We start from the raw sequence: 18,442 nt of genomic DNA, 5'->3' as shown, positions 1-18,442 counted from the left end.
GCGGAAGCCTCAGGAGGCCAGCGCCGCCGTCGCCTCGGCCAGCAGCTGCGCGCCGCGGGCGATGTCGGGCCACTCGGTCCATTCCTCCGGCGCGTGGCTGATCCCGCGCACCGAGGGGACGAAGATCAGCCCCGCCGGCACGTGCCGCGCGAAGGTCTGCGCGTCGTGGCCGGCGCCCGAGGGCATGCGGCGGGTGCGGAAGCCGGCTCGGGCGGAGAGGTCCGTCAGCCGCTCGACCAATGCATCGTTCAGGCGGGTCGGGGGCAGCCAGCTCTGCCGGTCGATCTGCACGCCGAGGCCGTGGGCGTCGGCGGCGCGGGCGATCTCCGCCTCGCAGGCCTGGGCGAGGGCCTGCATCCAGGGCTCCTCCGCGTCCCGGCCGATGATCGAGAAGCGGGCCTCGCCGGCGACGGAGTGGGGGAAGCCGGGCAGCAGCGCCACCTGCCCCACCGTGAGGCGCGCGTCGGGGCCGCCGGCGCGCGACAGGATCGCGGGGATCGCGGCGCCGAAGTCGGCCATGCCGCGGAAGGCGTCGCGGCGCATGTCCATGGGGGTCGTGCCGGAGTGGTTGGCCTCGCCCGTCAGGGTCACGGTCCAGTTGAAGACGCCGGTCACGGCCTCGGCCACGCCGATCTGGTCGCCCGTGCGCTCCAGCACCGGGCCCTGTTCGACGTGGAGTTCGAGGAAGCAGGCGATGTCCGAAAGGTCCCGCGCGGCGCCCTCGCCGGAGGGGGGCAGGCCCGCCTCGGCGAGCGCCTGGCGCAGGGGGCGGCCGGTCTCGTCGCGGGCCTGCGCGATCCACTCGGGCCCGACCTCGCCGCAGATCGCCTGGGAGCCGAGCATGCCGCCGAAGCGGCCCTCCTCGTCGGCGGTGCAGACGACCTCGACGGGGCGGGCGGGCGTAATACCCGCGTCCCGCATCGCCCGAACCGCCTCCAATGCCGCGCAGACGCCGAGCGTGCCGTCGAAGGGGCCTCCATCCGGGACCGTGTCGAGGTGGGAGCCGACGAGCACCGCCGCCCCCTGCCCCGCCGACCAGCGCCCAAAGACGTTGCCGACGGGGTCCATGCGGGCGTCCAGTCCCGCGGCCTCCATGCGCCCGATCAGCCAGCGGCGGCCGGCCATGTCCTCGGGCGAGAAGGAGGGGCGGTTGACGCCCGGGCGGCCGGGGACGCGGCCGAGGTCGTTGACCGCCTCGACGTCGGCGCGCAGGCGCGCGAGGTCGATGGCGGGGCGGCTCATGCGGCCAGCACCTGGCCCGCGCGCGGGGCGTCGGTCGGGGCGCCCTCGGCCCAGGCGAGCACGCCGTTGACCCAGACCCCGGCGATGCCCTCGGCGGGGCGGACGGGGTGGTCGTAGTCGGCGGCGTCGTGGATGGCGGCGGGGTCGAAGAGGACCAGGTCCGCCTTGCAGCCCGGCGCGATGCGGCCGCGGTCCGCCAGGTGCAGGGTCTTCGCGGTCTGGCCGGTCATCTTGGCGATGGCGGTCTGGAGCGAGATCACCCCCTTGTCGCGCGCGTAGTGGCCCAGCACCCGCGGGAAGGCGCCCCACAGGCGGGGGTGGGGGCGCTTGTCCCGCGGCAGGCCGTCGGAGCCGACGAGCGTGGGCGGGTAGGCGAGGATCCGCTCCAGGTCGCCGTCGTCCATCTGGTGATAGATCGCCCCGCCGGGGCGCAGGCGGCCGATGGCCTCGTTCTGGTCCACGCCCCACTCGGCGCAGATCTCGGCCAGATCGCGGCCCGCCATCTCCGGGTGCGGGTCGGACCAGGAGACGGTGACCTTGCGGCTGTCGCGGGCGAAGGTCTCGATCAGCACGGTGGAGGAGGCGGTGTAGGGGTAGAGGTCGAGGTCTATGGGCATCGTCTTCCGCGCCGTCTCGATCATCGCGAGCGTGGTGGCCGAGAGGCCGAAGGCCGCCTCCCCGCAGCACTTGTGGTGCGAGATCAGGGTGCGCACGCCGGAGCGGCGGGCGACGTCCAGCGTCTCGGCGACCGAGGAGACCACGCCCAGCCGCTCGTCGCGCATGTGGGTGGTCCAGATCCGGCCGGCGGCGGCGACGTCGGCGGCCAGCGCCGCGATCTCATCGGTGGTGGCGTGCCTGGCGGGCGGGTAGGCGAGGCCGGTGGAGAGGCCGGCGGCGCCTGCGGCCAGCGCCTCGGCGAGGTCGGCGCGCATCGCCTCGATCTCGTGATCGGCGGCGGGGCGGGCGAGGTCGGCCATGGCCCGCGCGCGCAGGACGTGGTGGCCGACGAGGGGGACCACGTTGCAGCCCGGCGTGAAGGCCCGCAGGGCGTCGAGGAAGTCGACGAAGCGGGGGAAGCGGTAGGCGGCGGCCTCGCCGATCAGGTCGAGGGGCGGCGGGGGCGCCTCGCGGCCGGCCATGGGCGAGGGCGCCAGCGAAATCCCGCAATTGCCGGTGACGACGGTGGTGACGCCCTGGCTGAGCTTGGGGTGCAGGCCGTCCGCCTCCAGCGCCACGGCGTCGTCGTGGGTGTGCACGTCGATGAAGCCGGGGGCGAGGGCCAGGCCGCCCGCGTCGCGAACCTCGTCCGCCCGCACGGGCAGGTCGGGGCCCACGCCGACGATGGCGCCCCCCTCGACGGCCACGTCGGCCTTCATGGGGGCGGCGCCGGAGCCGTCGTAGACGAGGGCGTTGCGGATCAGAAGGCTCATGCGCGGTCTCCGGTTCGGCGCCATCCCACGGTCTCGCCGCCGCGCCCGCCGATGACGCGGCCGGAGCGGAGGATGGCATAGACCTCCCGCGTCACGCGACCCACCGCGCGGCCCTCCTGGAAGACCGGATCGTTGCGGCGCAGGACCGAGCCCTCCCATTCCCCGGCCAGCCATTCGGGGCCGGGGGCGGTGACGGTGACGGCGCCGTCGGGGGCGATATGGGCGGCGTGACGCTCGCCCGGCTGGACGGTGAGGCCGATCAGGAGGAAGGACTCTGGCGCGGCGTCGCCGGGGAGGGAGGCGTCGACGGCGGCGCCGGCGGCGAGGCCGGCGAGGCCGCCGACGGGGAAGATGGTGTTGTGCAGGACGGCGACGCGCAGGCCGGACTCGGGATCCTCGACGAAGGCGCGGCCGCGGTCGTCGCGGGCCAGCACCGGCGGCGCGTCGCCCAGCGCGATGCGGCCCGCGAGGTCCATGGCGATCAGGCCGGCGTCGGCCTCGGGCGCGGCTTCGAGGGCGCGCAGGACCGCCTCCTCCGGGCTGGCGCCGGCGGCGAGCAGGCGCAGGGCGTGGAGGTTGGGGGCCTCGCCCGAGGGGCCGGGCATGTTGGGCAGGCGGTGGCCGGTGACGATGCCGACGGCGGGGTCGGCGGGGGTGAACTGGATCAGCGGCTCGGGACGGTCGGGGCCGGAGGACATCAGGCCGGCGAGGCGGGCCTCGGCGATCCGGGGCGGCGGGTCGGCGCCGTCGAACAGCGCCAGCGCGCCGCCGCGCTGGGTGCAGGCCTGGGCCAGCGTCCCGTCCTGCGCGATGGCGACCAGGCTGACGAAGCCGCCGATGGCGCCGCGGCCGACCGTCTCCACCGCCCGCAGGCCGCGATAGACCGCGAGGCCCGCCCTGGGCCCCGAGGCCGCGATCCCGATGGTCATGCCCCCCGGCCTCCCGTCGTCGTTGGTCTCATTGGGCCACCATATGCCCCGGCGCGACCTCGGCCAGCGCGCCCATGGGCAGGGCGCCGACGTCGAGCTCGGGCAGCACCTGCCGCTCCCGCGCGGGGTCGGGCACCGGCACGGCGGCCAGCAGGGCGCGGGTGTAGTCATGGGCGGGGGCGTTCAGCACCGCCTGGCGGGGCCCGATCTCGACGATGCGGCCGCGGCGCATGACGGCGACGCGGTGCGAGACCTCCTCGACCACCGCCATGTCGTGGGAGATGAAGAGGTAGGCGAGGCCGAGGCTCTGCTGAAGCTCCAGCATCAGCTCCAGCACCTGCGCCTGGACGGAAACGTCGAGGGCGGAGGTCGGCTCGTCCGCCACGATCAGCTTGGGGCCGACGCCCAGCGCCCGGGCGATGGCGATGCGCTGGCGCTGGCCGCCGGAGAACTCGTGCGGGTAGCGGCGGATGTGGTCGGATTCGAGGCCCACGCGGAGGAACAGCTTCTCGACGCGGTCCTCCAGTTCGGCGCCCGAGGCGATGCCGTGGATCACCATCGGCTCGGCCACCAGCTTTCCCACCGACATGCGGGGATTCAGCGACGCGAACGGGTCCTGGAAGATCATCTGCATGCGGCGACGGGCCTTTCGCAGGCCGCTCGACGAGAGCTTGCGCACGTCCACCCCGTCGACCTCGACCGAGCCGGCGTCGAGCTCCATCAGCCGAAGCACCGCACGGCCGGTGGTGGACTTGCCCGAGCCGCTTTCGCCCACCAGCGCCAGGGTCTCGCCGGCCTTCAGGTCGAAGCCCACGTCCTGCATGGCGTGGGTGGTCGCGCCGCCCTTGCCGAACAGGAACCCGCCCGAGGAGAAGGTCTTGGACATGCCCGCGGCCCTGACCAGCGTGTCGCCGATGGGGGCGGGCGCCTCGACCACCCGGCGGGGCTCGGCGGCGGCGGCGAAGGCGCCCAGGCGCGGCACGGCGTCGAGCAGCTTGCGGGTGTAGGCCTCCTGCGGCGCGCTGAAGATGGCGCGCGCCGGCCCTTCCTCGACCTTCTCGCCGCGGTTCATCACCACCACGCGGTCCGCCATCTCGGCCACCACGCCCATGTCATGGGTGATCAGGATGATCGAGGTGTCGAACTGGTCCTTCAGCCCGCGCATCAGGTTCAGGATCTGCGCCTGCACGGTGACGTCGAGCGCGGTGGTCGGCTCGTCCGCGATCAGGATCGCGGGGTCGGCGGCCATGGCCATGGCGATCATCACCCGCTGACGCATGCCCCCCGAGAGCTCGTGCGGGAACTGGCGCATCCGCCGCTCGGGCTGGTCGAGGCCGACGAGGCGCAGCATCTCGCGGGCGCGGGCCTCAGCCTCCTTCTGGGACATGTCCTTGTGCTCGACCAGCGCCTCGGTCAGCTGAAGGCCGATGCGCAGGACCGGGGTCAGCGAGGTCATCGGCTCCTGGAAGATCATGGTGATGGCGTCGCCGCGGATGGCGCGCTTCTCGGCCTCGGGCAGGGTCAGCAGGTCCTTGCCGCGGAACATGGCCCGGCCGGAGTCGATGCTCGCCGAGCGGGGCGGGAGCAGGCCCAGCAGGGCCATGGAGGAGACGGACTTGCCGGAGCCTGACTCTCCCACGATGGCCAGCGTCTCGCCCTGGTGGAGGTCGTAGGAGAGGCCTTTGACGGCGACGTTGCGCGACGGCCCCCGGCCGAAGGCGACGGTGAGGTCCTGGACGGAGAGAAGGGTCTGCGTCATCAGCGCTGCCTCTGGCGGGGGTCCAGCGCCTCGCGCACGCCGTCGCCCAGCAGGTTGAAGCCGAGCACGGTGATGGCGATGGCGAGGCCCGGGAAGATCATCATCCACGGCGCGCGGGAGATCAGATCGCGCGATGCAGAAAGCATGAAGCCCCACTCCGGCTCCGGCGGCTGGGCGCCGAGGCCGAGGAAGCTGAGCCCCGCGGCGGCGAGCACGGCGGTCGAGACGCCCAGCGTGCCGACCACGATCAGGGTGGGCACGACGTTGGGCAGCAGGTGCACGAAGATCAACCGCAGGTGCCCGGCGCCGGCGGCGGTGGCGGCCTCGAAGTAGGGCTTGCCCTTCTCGACCAGCACGACGGAGTGCGTGACGCGGGCGTAGAAGGGGATCGAGGCGATGCCGATGGCGATCATGGCGTTGGTCAGGCCGACGCCGAAGATGGCGAGACAGGCGAGCGCGATGACGATCTCGGTGAAGGAGAACAGCACGTCCACCAGGCGCATCAGGATCCGCTCGGTCCAGCCGGAGGAATAGCCCGCCACCAGCCCCAGCAGCAGCCCGGAGGTCAGCGAGATGCCCACCGCGATGACGCCGATCTGGAGGGTGAGCTGGGCGCCGTAGAGGATGCGGCTCAGCACGTCGCGGCCGAAGTCGTCGGTACCCATCCAGTAGTCCCAGGTGGGGGGCTGAAGCCTGGGCCCCGCGGCCATGCGCAGGGGATCGTGCGGGGCGATGATCGGCGCGGTCAGGGCGCAGACCACCAGCAGCGCCACGATCGCGATGCCGATCAGGCCGGAGGGGGACCGCAGCAGCGCACGGAGGAAGCTGCGCTGACCGGGGCGGGCGGAGGCGGCGACGGGGGCGTCGTCCTCTCCGCTGTGGGGGTCGAGGGTCTCGGTCGTCATCAGGAATACCGGATGCGGGGGTCGAGGAAGGCGTAGGCGACGTCGACGACGACGGAGGCCAGCGCCACGACGGTCGCGAAGAACAGGATGAAGCCCTGGATCAGGGGGTAGTCGCGGGCGAAGACGGCCTCGATGGCGAGCCGCCCGACGCCGTTCCAGGCGAAGACGTTCTCGACCACGATGGCGCCGCCCATCAGGTAGGCGAACTGCAGGCCCAGCATGGCGACGATGGGCACGAGGCCGGAGCGAAGCGCATGGCGGTAGAGGACCAGCGTCTGCGGCAGGCCCTTGGCCCGGGCGGTGCGCACGAAGTCCTGGTCGAAGATGTCGATCATCGCCGAGCGGGTCATGCGCGCCAGCACCGCGGCGTTGGCGAGACCCAGCGTCAACGCGGGCAGGATCAGGCTCTGCCAGTCGCCCCCCGCCACCGGCAGCCATTGCAGGGTCAGCGCGAAGAGGAACAGCAGCAGCAGGCCCAGCCAGAAATGGGGCATCGAGACGCCGACGATCGCCAGGATCATCGCGCCCGCGTCCACCCAGGTGCCGCGCTTGTAGGCGGCGAGGAACCCCAGGCTCATCCCCACCGCGACGGCGATGGCGAGGCTGGAGAGCGCCAGCGCGAGCGTCATCGGGAAGCGCACCAGCAGGATGTCGAGCACCGGCTGGTCGCCGACGATGGAGCGGCCGAGATCGCCCTGAAGCACCCGGCCGAGGTATTTCGCGTACTGGATCCAGATCGGCTGATCGAGGCCGAGGCGCACGCGGATCGCCTCCAGCTCCTCGGGCGTGGTCTGGAAGCTGCCGTACATGATGCGCACCGGGTCGCCGGGGACCACGTGGACCAGCAGCGTCACCGCGATGGTGGCGATCCAGATGGTGACCAGGGCTGCCAGCAGGCGCTGGGCGATGAAGCGGGTCATCGGGGGAGCCTCCCGTGGCGGCGCCGGGACGGAGGAGGGGGAGCGGCCGGCGCGCGGCGACCGTCGCGCGCCGGCCGCGGCGAAGGGCGCAAGGCCCCCCGCGCGCGATCCGTCCGGGGCCGTGCCGGGCCCCGGACGGCGGCGCCGTCAGCCGTCGATCTTCACGTCGGTGAAGATCGGGTGGAGGAACGGCCCCACCTTGAAGCCCGACACCTCGGGCCGCACGGCGAAGACCCACTCCCACCCCGGCGAATAGAGGCCGATGTGAACCGCGTTCTCCATCAGGTACTTGATGACCGCCTGCACCTTCTCCAGCCGGGCCTCGGGCTCGATGGTGGTGCGGGTCTCCTCCAGCATCGCGTCGAGCTCCGGCGTCTGGAAGCCCGAGTAGGCGCCGGGCGAATGCCACAGCTGGTAGAGGATGTCGGGGTCGTACCAGGACCAGGTCATCATGTCGAAGGTGCCGGGCTCGTCAGAGGTCGTGTCCTCGTTCTGCGCCTTCACCCGGGCGTTCATGGTGCCGATGTCCATGATCTCGATCCCGGCCTTGATGCCCACCTGGGCGAGCTGGGCCTGGAAGATCTCGGCCAGCTTGTGCCGGTTGCCGCCGGTCCACACGAACATCGTGGTCTCGAGCGGGTTGGACGGCCCGTAGCCCATCTCCTCGAGCAGGGCCTTGGCCTTGTCGGGGTCGTAGGGATAGCCGTGCTGCTCGCAGAAGTCCTGGTCGTTGCCGAAGACGCCGCGCGCGACCGGGCACCATTCGCGGTTGGTCAGGTCGCCGTAGATGATCTCGATCGCCATCTGCGGGTCGGTGGCGTAGGCGACGGCCTGGCGGGCGCGGATGTCGTCGAACGGCGGGCGGGAGGTGGTGAACTCCCAGAACACGTCCTGGCCGGTGTTCTCGGCCACCACGATGTCGAGCTCGCCCTTCTCCTTGATCGCGGGCACGTCGTCGAAGGGCGGCTCGGCGATGTGGACCTCGCCGGTGGTCAGGGCGGCGAGACGGGTCTGCGGCTCGGGCACGGTGCGGATGATCAGCCGGTCGATGTAGGGCGCGCCGGGATTCTCGACCGGATCGCCGCGGTTCACGAAGTCGGGGTTCTTCTCCAGCGTGACCTGGTCGCCTTTCACCCACTCCACCAGCTTGAACGGGCCCGTGCCGATGGCGGTGGAGGAGCCGAAGGTCTCCGCCGTGTTGGTGTCGCAGACCATCGAGGAGAAGCTGTCGGCCAGGAACGGGATGAAGGCCCCGAACTTGGAGGACATGGCGACCGTGAAGGTCAGCGGATCGACGACCGCGACCTCGGTGATCGGCCCCCAGGAGGTCTTGGTCAGAGAGGGGGTTTCGCCGAAGGCGCGGTCGATGGTGAACTTCACGTCCTCGGCCGTGAAGTCGCTGCCGTCATGGCACTTTATGCCCTCGGCCAGCTTGAACGTGTAGGTCAGCCCGTCGTCCGAGACCTGCCAGCTCTCGGCCATGTTCGGGCCGGGGTTTCCGTCCATGTCGAAGGCGAGCAGCGTGTCGTAGATCTGGTCCCAGACCTGCATCGACAGCGTCGAGGTGGCGCGATGCGGATCGAGCGAATCCGCGTCGCCGTAGCGCGCCCACACCAGGTCCGCCGCCTGCGCGGCGGCCCCGGCGGCGAGGGCGACGGCGACGGCGCCCCCTCTCAGACCGGCCTTGAATGTCGTCATGGATCCCTCCGTCGGCCCCGGCGCCGCGGCGGCGCCCCTCGAACCGGGCGCCCGCGACGGCGCCCCCGGGGATCAGCGTCGGAGGGTTTTTCCGCGGCGGCAAACTTTTTTCGTTTCTGAATTCTTTATTTTCACAACTGATGATTATTGCGGTGCATCACGCCGGAAACGAGTCGGCGATGAAACGCCGCCGGGTCATTCCGAGGCCTCCGAGGCGCCGCCCCACTCGGCGTGAAGCTCCTCGATGGCGCGCAGGCGCTCGGTCGCGTCGGCGCCGATTCGGCTGGCGAGCGAGGCGCACAGGTAGTTGAGCAGGCTGACGGTGGCGGTCATGGAATCGAACAGCGTGGGGCCGTGGGCGCGGCTGCGCAGTACCACCGCGGCGTGGGTCAGGTCGCCCGCGACGGGGGCGTCGACCACCAGGATCACCCTGGCCCCCACCCGGCCGGCCGAGCCCACCACGTTGCGCAGCGCCTGGGTGCGCCGGCCCACGGCCAGCGCCAGGACGGTGTCGGCGGCGGAGATCGAGGCGAGCTCCTCGGGGATCGGGAAGCCGCCGATGGGGATCATGCGGATGTCGGGGCGCAGCTTGATCAGCAGGGCGCGCGCGAAATGGGCCAGCGGGTAGTCGTCGCCGAAGCCCACCACCCACAGCTTCTCCCCCTCCCGCAGCAGGCGCACGGCGCGGGCGATGTCGTCGGAGCGCAGCAGCTCGAACGTCCGCACCAGGTGCTTCACCTCGGCCTCGAGATAGGCGGACGGGCTGGGGGCGGCGCCGGCGAGGTCGGAGGCCGCCGGCACGGCCCCGGTCGGGCCGCCCGGCGCCGCGCCCTCGCGCGCCTCGCGCTGGGCGGCCTTGAAGCCGACGTAGCCCAGCCGGCGGAACAGCCGCGCGGCGGTGGCCTTGGAGACGCCCGCCCGCTCGGCCAGCGAGCCGGCGGCCTCGTGGCGCAGCACGCCCAGGTCCTCGAGCAGCAGGTCGGCCAGCCGCCGCTCCCCGCGGGGCATCTCGTCGTAGGCGGCCAGGATGCGCTGGCCGATGGGCTCGGCGGTCATGGTCGTCCCTCCGCGGATCGGCGGGGGATGATAGGCCGGGCCGGGGGGGCGAAGGCCAGCGGGAAGTTCCTGCCCTGCCCGCCGCCCCTCAGGCGGCGCGGGCGGCGGGGAGGGCGGCGGCCAGCGCCAGGCCGTCGACGATGGAGCCGAAGGCGTCCGACCGCTCGATCCGCGCCTGCGGGCAGGCGGCGCGGGCCTCCTCCGCCACCAGACCCATCAGCGAGGAGCCGCCGACCAGGATCGCCGAGCCCACCGCCTCCGGCGCGATCCCGGCGCGGCGCAGCGTCTCCGCCATCGCCTCGCGCAGCTCCGCGCGGAAGCCGGCGAGGGAGGCGTCGAGGGAGGCGGGCGAGATCGGCGCGCGCAGGCCCCGCTCGACGCAGCCCATGTCGATCGCCGCGTCGTCGTCCCCGCCGTTGGCCGCGATCTTGCCGGCCTCGACCGCGAAGGCGAGCTCGTGGCCGCGCTGGTCGTGGATCACCTTCGCCAGGCGGTTCAGGGCGGCGGGGTCCACCGCCTCCTTCGCCATGCCCTCGACCAGGCGCTCGGTCTCGCGGGTGTAGAGGAAGGGGATGGTGGCCCAGGTCGACAGCTCGACATAGGTGGCGTTGGGCACCGGGCGCAGGGCGCCGCCCATCGGCTCGCGCAGTTCGCCGCCCAGGCCCAGCAGGGGCATGGCGTGGGACATCGAGACGGCATGGTCGAAGTCGGTGCCGCCCAGGCGCACGCCGTGGCTGGCGAGGATCGCGACGCGCCCGCCCTCGACGCGGAACGCCGAGAAGTCGGAGGTGCCGCCGCCGATGTCGATCACGAGGCCCGTCTCGCCCGGGCGGCCGAGCCCGTGGGCGGCGAGCGCCGCGGCCTCCGGCTCGTACATGAAGCGCACGTCCTCGAAGCCGGCGGCGAGGTAGCAGGCGCGCAGGTCCGCCTCGGCCCGCGCGTCGCGGGCGGGGTCGGCGTGGAAGCGCACCGGGCGGCCCGAGAGGGCGGAGGCGAAGCGGCGCCCCGAGGCGGCCTCGGCCCGCGCCTTCACCTCGGCGAGGAAGGCCGCGACCACGTCGGCGAGCGTGCGCCGGCGCCCGCCCAGCAGGCGCTGCTCGTGGAAGAGCGCGGTTCCGAGCACGCTTTTCAGGGCGCGCATGTAGCGGCCCTCGTCGCCCTCGATCAGCGCCTCGGCGGCGGCGGCGCCGATGCGCATCGCGCCGCCCTCGGCGGGGAAGAACACGGCGGTGGGCAGCGTGTCCGAGGCGCCCTCGACCGGCAGGCGGCGGGGCGCGGCGCCGTCGAGGATGGCGGCGGCGGAGTTGGAGGTGCCGAAGTCGATGGCGAGGGGGGCGTCGGACATCGGGCGGCTCCTTGGCAATCAGGCGGGCGGCGGATCGGGAAGGCGGGCGGCTATCCGATCGGGCGCGGCTCGGCAAGGATTCGTCGCCCCGCGCCTGCGCCCTGCCCCCCGGAGGGAGGCGCCGCGTCGGGCGGCGCGGCGAAGCGCAGGTCCCGCCCGCGGCGCAGGGCGGGCGTCGCGTGGGCGGGACCGGGGAAGGGAGGGGAGCGGTCGCCGCAGCGGGCGTAGGTGGCGCCTTCGCTAGCGAAAGACGCCGGCGCAAGGCCGGAGCGCGCAAGGAGCGCCGCCGCAGGGCCGGCGACGCGCCCAGTCTGCGAGGCGCGTCCTACACCCCGAGAGACGGAGCGCCCGGGCGATCCCGCCCGCGATGCGCCGCGGGCGGGAGGGGACGGCCAGGCGGAACGCCCGCCGCGGCGCCTTCGGCTCAGGCGGGGTCGGGGGCGACCCGGACCATGCGCTTGCCGCGGTTCTCGCCCTTGAGCAGGCCGATCAGGGCGGCGGGGGCGTTCTCGAGCCCCTCGACCACGTCCTCGGCGACCTTCAGCGCGCCCGACTGCACCCAGCCCGCCAGCTTCTCGTTCGCCTCGGCGTCCCTGTCGGCGAAGTCCATGACGATGAACCCCTCCATCCGCAGGCGCTTGACCACCACCAGGCCGGGCAGGTTGCGCGGGCCGCTCGGCGCCGTCTCGTCGTACTGCGAGACCGCCCCGCAGCAGACCACCCGCCCCTTGAGGTTCATCAGGAACAGCGCGGTCTCGAGGATCTTGCCGCCGACGTTGTCGAAATAGACGTCCACCCCGTCCGGGCAGGCGGCCTTCAGGGCCTTGAAGAAGCCGGGGTCGCGGTAGTCGACGCAGGCGTCGAAGCCCAGCTCCTCGACCACCCAGCGGCACTTCTCCGCCCCGCCGGCGATGCCCACGGCCCGGCAGCCCAGCGCCTTGGCGATCTGGCCGACGTACATGCCGACCGAGCCGGCGGCGGCCGAGACCAGCACCGTCTCCCCCGCCTTCGGTCGGCCGACGTGGACCAGGCCGTGATAGGCGGTCTTGCCGGCGATGCCGAAGACCGAGAGCAGGTTGGACAGCGGCCGCACCGCGGGCAGCTTGATCGCCTTGCGGGCCTTCACCACGGCGTATTCGGTCCAGCCGGATTCCACCGCCACCACGTCGCCGGGGGCCAGCGAGGGGTCCTGGCTCTCGACCACCTCGGCGATGGCGTAGGTGTGCATCACGTCGCCGGCCTTCACCGCCTCGCGGTAGGTGGCGCCCTGCATCCAGGCGCGGTTGGCGGCGTCGATCGACATCAGGATGGTCTTCACCAGCGCCTCGCCCTCGGCCGGGGCGGGCAGGTCGGCCTCGGTCAGCGCGAAATTCGAGGCGTCGAGCGCGCCCTTGGGCAGCTCCTGGATGACGACCTGGCGGGTGCGGGTCATGGCGGGTCTCCTCCCTTGCGCGAGGCGGGGTCCCCGCGCGTTCTTCGCCGCGCAGGGCGCCCGAGGGTGACGGGCAAGTCAAGCGCGCCGCGGGGGAAAGGGGGAGGCGCGGCCTGTCAGGGAGGCCGGGCGGGAGAGGCGCAGGACCGGCGGCGGCCGGGGCGAACGACGGCGCCACGGCGGGCGGGAGGCGGCAGGGACATCCGGGACGGCGATGGGCGCGGAGCGGACGAAGGGGGCGGAGCGATCGCTCTCGACGAGTCCACGCTCGGGCGAGCGCCGCCGCAGGCTCAAGGCGGGGACGGGCCGGCGTCTCCGCGCGGGCATCCTCGCCCGTGAGGTCCCGGGCGTGGAACGGCGGCTGCCTGGGGCGGCTTCCACACGGGATGGCGTCGGGGCGCGTCTTGCGCAATGATCCGCGGCATGCGGACCCGATCTTCGAAGCCCCTCGCGCCCCAGCCCTCGGTGGCGCTCGATTCCATCGACCTGGCGATCCTGTCGGTCCTTCAGGGCGACGGGCGGCTGCCGAATTCCGAGCTGGCCGAGCGGGTTCACCTGTCGCCCTCGGCCTGCCACCGGCGGGTGGCGCGGCTGGAGGCGGAGGGGGTGATCCGCGGCTACGCGGCGCTGCTGGAGCCGAAGGCGGCGGGGCGCCGCTCGACCGTCTTCGTCGAGATCAAGCTCTCGGGCCAGACGACCGAGCTGCTGGACGCGTTCGAGACGGCGGTGGCGCGGATCCCCGACGTGATGGAGTGCCACCTGATGGCGGGGGCGGCGGACTACCTGCTGAAGATCTCCGCCCGCGACCCCGAGGATTTCGCGCGCATCCACCGCGAGGCGCTGGCCCAGCTGCCGGGCGTCGCGCAGATGCAGTCCTCGTTCTCGCTGAAGGTGGTGCGCTCGACCACGGCGATCCCGCTGGACTGAGACGCAGACCCGCCCCCGGCTGGGCGAGACCCCGCCCGGCGGCGACGCCTCCCCCGTCGAGGAGCGAGCGAGGACCGTCCGCCTTGGTCAGGCGACCGCCCGAAACGACGGTGCCGAGGTGCCGCCGTCTCGGAACGAGGCCCCCGAAGGCATCCTGCGAAACGACGCCCCTCCGAAAAGACGTCCCGCCGGAACGACGAGGGGCGCGCGCCTTGCGGCGCGCGCCCCATCGAAGGTCCGGCGATCCGGGATCAGAGCTTGGGCGCGATGACCATGATCATCTGGCGGCCTTCCATCTTGGGCATCGACTCGACCTTGCCGAGCTCGAGCGTGTCGGCGGCGATCCGCTCGAGCACGTCGCGGCCCAGGTCTTGGTGCGCCATCTCGCGGCCGCGGAAGCGGAGCGTGACCTTCACCTTGTCGCCATCCTCGAGGAAGCGGGTCACGTTGCGCATCTTCACATCGTAGTCGTGCTTGTCGATGTTCGGACGGAACTTGACTTCCTTGATCTCGATGATGTGCTGCTTCTTGCGCGCCTCGTTGGCCTTCTTCTGCTGTTCATACTTGAACTTGCCGAAGTCCATGATCTTGCACACGGGCGGGTTGGCGTTCGGCGAGATCTCGACGAGGTCCAGACCGACGTCCTCGGCCATGCGCATGGCGTCGCGGGGATCCAGCACGCCGCGGTTTTCGCCCTCATGATCGATGAGGCGGATCTCGGGGCAGCGGATCTTGTCGTTCACTCGGGGGCCGGTGTCGCGGGTGGGCGGCGCCTGATGCGGTCTGCGGGCTATGGTCTTCGTGTCCTCTGTAGCCGAAGCGCGAAAAGCGCGCCGTCCTGAGGGAGGCTCGCTTGGGAAACAACATGTGCGAAAAGACGCGATTCCGCAAGGCTCCGCCCCCACGGAAGCCGGCCGCGCGCGGCGCCTGAGCCACAAATGGGCGCCGGAACGGGCCGACCGGCCCCGGGGCGGGCCGCGGGCCACGGGCGCTTCCCCGCAAATCGCCTCGCCCGGCGGGACCGCGCCCCGGGATGCGGACCGCGAGGCGCGAGGCGCCCCGCGAGCCGTTCCCGCAAGGGTTGCGGCCAGCGATCCGCCAGGCGATACGGCCCGCGCGCGCCCCCTGCAAGGCCCTGCCCTGGAACGCTTTTCACCCGCCCATCGCGCTTGCGCGGCGAGATCGAAAGAGCCTCGCCCCGACGTAAATTCGAATGCTAAGGTTGCCTCAAGGTCGAATCAATTAAGCGACCAATTAAGGGAGGAACGTCATGAAGCGCATGCTCGCAACGAGTCTGCTCGTCGCCGCCGCCGCCTTCTCCGCCGGGGCCGCCTGGGCCCAGGACACGGTCAAGGTCGGGGTGATCTTTCCGCTCTCGGGCGGCGCGGGTCCGCAGGGGCAGCACATCTCGGACTCGCTCGACGCCATGTCGACGATGATCAACGAGAAGGGCGGCGTGATGGGCCGCAAGATCGAGCTCCACATCCGCGACGACGAATCCACCCCCGCGGTGGGCGTCAGCCGCGCCAACGAGCTGATCGGCGAAGGCGTGGAGGTGATCATCGAGGGCTGGAACAGCCCGGTGACGCTGGCCATGCAGCCGGTGATCGCGCGGGCGGGGATCCTCGACATCACCGCCATCTCGAAGGCCGACCCGATCCTGTCGGGCGAGGGCAACCCGCTGGCGATCCGCTTCAACAGCTCCAACGCGCTCGACGGCGCGGTGATCGCCAAGTACATCGCCGACCAGGGCGCCAAGCGCATCGCCTTCCTCACCGAGAACGACGCCTACGGCAACGGCGCCCAGGCCTCGATCGAGAAGGAGCTGGCGGCGCTGGGCCACGAGGTCGAGATCGTGGCGGTCGAGAAGTTCCCGTTCGACCAGGCCGACTTCCGCGTGCCCCTGTCCACCGTGAAGGCCGCCGAGCCCGACATCACCATCGCGATCAACGCCAACGAGGGGCTGGGCATGCCCGCCCTGATCCGCCAGGCCTCCCGCTCGCGCCTGCCGGGCAAGCTGGTCTCGGCCGTGGGGACCGTCGCGCCCAGCGTGATCGAGGTCGCGGGCGAGGCCGCCAACGGCGTCATCGGCGCCGACATCTACTTCCCCGACATCGAGCCCTTCGCCTCGAACCCGGTGAACCAGGCCTTCGTGGCCAAGCTGCAGGAGATGCACGACCGCACGCCCGACAAGTACATGGCGCTGGCGGCCGCGGCCCTGCAGGTCTGGGCGATGGCGGTCGAGGACGTGAAGTCCTTCGAGAAGGAGGCGGTGGCCAACCGCATCCGCGGCGGCTCGTTCCAGGGCACGCTGCTGGGCGACATCAACTTCCAGCCCAACGGCCAGCTCGACAGCCACCATTACCTCTTCGAGGTGAAGGACCAGAAGATGGTGGTCGAGCAGTAAGCATGGCGTCGACCGACTCCGCGGCGCCCGCGCTGCAGGTCGAGGGGCTGCGGGTCGCCTTCGGGGCGCTCGTGGCCCTCGACGACGTGTCCTGGCAGGTGAGGCCCGGGGAGATCCTGGGCATCATCGGCCCCAACGGCGCGGGCAAGAGCACCTGCTACAACGCCGCCACCCACCTCGTGCGCCGCGAAGGCCGCGTGACCCTGATGGGCGAGGACGTCACCGACGTTCCCGCCCATCGCCTCGCCGCCCGCGGGCTGCGGCGGGCCTTCCAGCAGAACGCCTTCTTCGGCGACCTGACGGTGCTGGAGAACATGGCCGCCGTCCTGCAGGACGAGCGCGGCGCGAGCCTGGCGCGCGCCGTGTTCCGCCCCTTCGCCACCCGCCGCGACGCGGCCGAGACCCGCAGGGCCGCCGCCGCCGCGCTGGAGCGCATGGGCGTGCCCGCCCGCTATCACGACGCCTACCCCGGCGAGATTCCCTATGGCGTGCAGCGGATGCTGTCGATCGCGCTCGCCAACGGCTCGGGCGCCAAGATCCTGATGCTGGACGAGCCCGCCGCCGGCCTCGGCGGCGCGGACATGGCCGAGCTGGTGACCCTGCTCCAGTCCCTGCGGGCCGAGGGCATGGCCCTCGTCGTCATCGAACATCACATGGACCTGATCATGAGCGTCACCGACCGCATCGTGGTGCTCGACCAGGGGCGGATGATCGCCTCGGGTCCGCCCGACGAGGTCCGCCGCGACCCCGCCGTCCTGGAAGCCTACCTGGGGCGCAGCGCATGAGCGCGCCCGCTAGCACGCCGGTCCTGGAGGCCGAGGGGCTCGAGGTCCGCTACGGCGGCAACCTCGCCCTGTCCATCGAGCGCCTGGCGATCGCGCAGGGGGAGTTGGTGGGCGTGGTCGGCGCCAACGGCGCCGGCAAGTCCACCCTGGTCAACGCGCTGGAGGGCTGGTCGCGCGGCGATCCGAAGGTGTCGGGGACGGTGCGCCTCGACGGGCGCGACATCTCCGGCCTGCGCACGCCCGAGCGGGTGAAGGCGGGGCTGCTGCTGATCCCCGAGAGCCGGCTGGTCTTCGCGACGCTGAGCGTGGACGAGAACCTGGCCCACGCCGCCCACCCCCGCCACGCCGAGGGGCGGCGGGTCTATTCCACCGACGAGATCTTCGACCTGTTCCCCAACCTCGCCTCGCGCCGCGGGCACCTGGGCGGGCAGCTCTCGGGCGGGGAGCGGCAGATGCTGGGCCTCGCGCGCGCCCTGCGGCTGGCGCCGCGGGCGCTGATGCTGGACGAGCCGTCGATCGGCCTCGCCCCGCGGCTGGTCTCGACGGTGCTGGAGACGATCCGGATGCTGGTCGACGACGGGCTGACGGTGCTGCTGGTCGAGCAGAACGTGAAGGCGACGATCCCCGTGGTGGACCGGCTGGTGCTGCTCGAACGCGGGCGGATCCTAGCCGAGGGCCCGACGGCCGAGATGCAGGACGACCCGCGCATCGCGGAAGCCTACCTGGGAGGGGCCGGCTCATGAACTTCGCGCAGCAGGCGCTGAACGGCCTGATCCTGGGCCATGCCTTCGCGCTGATCGCCATCGGCTGGACCGTGCTGCTGGGCACGGCGCGGCTGGTCAACTTCGCCCACGGGCAGATGTACATGATCGGCGCCTTCGTCGCCTGGTTCGTGATGTCCGCCTGGGGCCTGCCCTACCTGCTGGCGGTTCCCGTCGCGATGCTGGCGGGGATCGTGATCGGCTGGATCATGCAGCGCACGCTGCTGCGGCTGACGATCAAGCAGGACCTCGTCTCGATCATGATCGTGACGCTGGGCTTCGGCCACCTGCTGGAGGGGGCGGCGGGCCTGTCCTTCGGCTCCACCGGGCAGATCCTGGATACGCCGCTGTCGCTGCGCGACATCTACATCGGCGACCTGTGGATCACCTGGCAGGACGTGGCCATCGTGATCGTGACCATCGTGGTCTTCATCGCGCTGAAGCTGGTGCTGGAGCATTCGCGCCTGGGCCGGCTGGTGCGGATGGTGGCCGAGGATCCCAAGCTCGCCCTGCTGGCGGGCGTGGACGTGCGCAAGGTCTACCTCGGCGTCTTCGCCTTCGAGGGCGCGGCGGTGGCGCTGGCCGCGGCCGTGGTGGCGCCGCGCACGCCGATCCTGACCTCGATGGGCTTCCACGAGGTGATCATCACCTTCGTGGTGGTGGTGCTGGGCGGCATCGGCAGCGTCACGGGCAGCTATCTGGCGGGGCTGGGGCTGGGCTTCTTCACCGCCTTCTTCGGCGCCTACGTCAGCCAGGCCTACGCCACCGCGGCGATGTTCCTGGTGCTGATCGTGGTGCTGGCGCTGCGGCCCGGCGGGCTGGCGGCGCGGGCGGGGGGACGCTGAG

General features: G+C 72.3%; 16 protein-coding genes. 5 read left to right on the top strand and 11 right to left on the bottom strand.

Annotation, left to right across the window (positions count from 1 at the left end; translation table 11 throughout):
- Positions 1–9: 9 nt before the first annotated feature.
- From P2H44_RS12540 to P2H44_RS12495, 10 genes are all read right to left on the bottom strand, one after another.
- Positions 10–1,242 (bottom strand): Zn-dependent hydrolase, encoded by a 1,233-nt coding sequence (locus P2H44_RS12540; RefSeq protein ID WP_275763898.1) that lies wholly within the window; start codon positions 1,240–1,242, stop codon positions 10–12.
- A complete protein-coding gene (locus tag P2H44_RS12535) occupies positions 1,239–2,672 on the bottom strand; it encodes an N-acyl-D-amino-acid deacylase family protein (RefSeq protein WP_275763896.1) in 1,434 nt (477 codons plus the stop codon). The genes P2H44_RS12540 and P2H44_RS12535 overlap by 4 nt, the downstream gene beginning before the upstream one ends.
- Positions 2,669–3,601, bottom strand: a complete 933-nt coding sequence (locus P2H44_RS12530) for a DUF6963 family protein (protein ID WP_275763895.1) — start codon at positions 3,599–3,601, stop codon at positions 2,669–2,671. The genes P2H44_RS12535 and P2H44_RS12530 overlap by 4 nt, the downstream gene beginning before the upstream one ends.
- A gap of 28 nt (positions 3,602–3,629) precedes the next feature.
- Positions 3,630–5,360, bottom strand: a complete 1,731-nt coding sequence (locus P2H44_RS12525) for an ABC transporter ATP-binding protein (RefSeq protein WP_275763894.1) — start codon at positions 5,358–5,360, stop codon at positions 3,630–3,632.
- On the bottom strand, positions 5,360–6,265 hold the full coding sequence (nikC, locus tag P2H44_RS12520) for a nickel transporter permease (protein ID WP_275763893.1): 906 nt from the start codon (positions 6,263–6,265) through the stop codon (positions 5,360–5,362). Before nikC ends, P2H44_RS12525 begins: the two co-directional genes overlap by 1 nt.
- Positions 6,265–7,185 carry an ABC transporter permease gene (locus tag P2H44_RS12515; RefSeq protein ID WP_275763892.1) on the bottom strand — a complete coding sequence of 307 codons (921 nt, stop codon included), beginning with the start codon at positions 7,183–7,185 and terminating at the stop codon, positions 6,265–6,267. Before P2H44_RS12515 ends, nikC begins: the two co-directional genes overlap by 1 nt.
- Positions 7,186–7,332: 147 nt before the next feature.
- Entirely contained in the window at positions 7,333–8,883 is a 1,551-nt protein-coding gene (locus P2H44_RS12510) for an ABC transporter substrate-binding protein (RefSeq protein WP_275763891.1), read from the bottom strand.
- Positions 8,884–9,078: 195 nt separating this feature from the next.
- The gene (locus tag P2H44_RS12505) at positions 9,079–9,939 is read right to left on the bottom strand and encodes a MurR/RpiR family transcriptional regulator (RefSeq protein WP_275763890.1); all 861 of its coding nucleotides are present in this window, start codon (positions 9,937–9,939) and stop codon (positions 9,079–9,081) included.
- Between the two features lie 88 nt (positions 9,940–10,027).
- Positions 10,028–11,284, bottom strand: coding sequence for an Hsp70 family protein (locus tag P2H44_RS12500; protein WP_275763889.1), 1,257 nt, complete (start codon positions 11,282–11,284; stop codon positions 10,028–10,030).
- A gap of 424 nt (positions 11,285–11,708) precedes the next feature.
- Positions 11,709–12,716, bottom strand: a complete 1,008-nt coding sequence (locus P2H44_RS12495) for an NADP-dependent oxidoreductase (protein ID WP_275763888.1) — start codon at positions 12,714–12,716, stop codon at positions 11,709–11,711.
- Positions 12,717–13,181: 465 nt separating this feature from the next.
- Between P2H44_RS12495 and P2H44_RS12490 the strand changes: the two genes are divergently transcribed.
- On the top strand, positions 13,182–13,643 hold the full coding sequence (locus tag P2H44_RS12490) for an Lrp/AsnC family transcriptional regulator (RefSeq protein WP_275764581.1): 462 nt from the start codon (positions 13,182–13,184) through the stop codon (positions 13,641–13,643).
- Between the two features lie 251 nt (positions 13,644–13,894).
- Here the strand turns inward: P2H44_RS12490 and infC are convergent, their stop codons facing one another.
- Positions 13,895–14,386: a translation initiation factor IF-3 gene (infC, locus tag P2H44_RS12485; protein WP_275763887.1), complete on the bottom strand. Its 492-nt coding sequence runs from the start codon at positions 14,384–14,386 to the stop codon at positions 13,895–13,897.
- A gap of 536 nt (positions 14,387–14,922) precedes the next feature.
- Here infC and P2H44_RS12480 point away from each other — a divergent pair.
- From P2H44_RS12480 to P2H44_RS12465, 4 genes are read left to right on the top strand one after another with little or no spacing between them, the layout of a single operon-like run.
- Positions 14,923–16,050, top strand: a complete 1,128-nt coding sequence (locus tag P2H44_RS12480) for an ABC transporter substrate-binding protein (RefSeq protein WP_275763886.1) — start codon at positions 14,923–14,925, stop codon at positions 16,048–16,050.
- Positions 16,051–16,052: 2 nt separating this feature from the next.
- Positions 16,053–16,835, top strand: a complete 783-nt coding sequence (locus tag P2H44_RS12475; RefSeq protein ID WP_275763885.1) for an ABC transporter ATP-binding protein — start codon at positions 16,053–16,055, stop codon at positions 16,833–16,835.
- Entirely contained in the window at positions 16,832–17,578 is a 747-nt protein-coding gene (locus tag P2H44_RS12470) for an ABC transporter ATP-binding protein (protein ID WP_275763884.1), read from the top strand. Before P2H44_RS12475 ends, P2H44_RS12470 begins: the two co-directional genes overlap by 4 nt.
- Positions 17,575–18,441: a branched-chain amino acid ABC transporter permease gene (locus P2H44_RS12465; protein ID WP_275763883.1), complete on the top strand. Its 867-nt coding sequence runs from the start codon at positions 17,575–17,577 to the stop codon at positions 18,439–18,441. The genes P2H44_RS12470 and P2H44_RS12465 overlap by 4 nt, the downstream gene beginning before the upstream one ends.
- Position 18,442: the final 1 nt, after the last annotated feature.

The organism is Albimonas marina (assembly GCF_029223255.1).
In the GTDB taxonomy this organism is placed as follows: Bacteria; Pseudomonadota; Alphaproteobacteria; order Rhodobacterales; family Rhodobacteraceae; genus Albimonas.
Note: the sequence above shows the minus strand (reverse complement) of the source record. Positions and strands in the feature narration are given on the sequence as shown.